At 56.3% G+C, this 252-nt stretch carries 1 protein-coding gene; it reads left to right on the plus strand.

What is annotated here, in order from left to right; translation table 11 throughout:
* Nucleotides 1-252 (plus strand): hypothetical protein (locus SB679_RS25480; protein ID WP_410705142.1); only part of this gene is annotated, 252 nt, incomplete at both ends.

Below are 252 nucleotides of genomic sequence, written 5' to 3' on the forward strand. Positions count from 1 at the left end.
AGCCAAAGCTGCCCTCACAGGGGAGCTCGCCTGGCGTGGCCTTGGAGGGGTGGATCGCTCGGAGATCGGCAATTTCCGGCTGAACATCTTTTGCCTCTGCCCTGACGTCAACAAGGCTGTCAATGCGATCAAAATCTGTGTCCGCAACGAGGATCTGGACTTCACCAAGCTCACTATTGCGGCAGCACCGTATGGGGACCCTACTGAATTCAAGGTGAAGCACTCGCCCAAGCAAGGTGTGGGCTTTACTCT

It is taken from the genome of Chryseobacterium sp. SIMBA_029 (assembly GCF_046535275.1).
Taxonomy (GTDB): Bacteria; Bacteroidota; Bacteroidia; order Flavobacteriales; family Weeksellaceae; genus Chryseobacterium.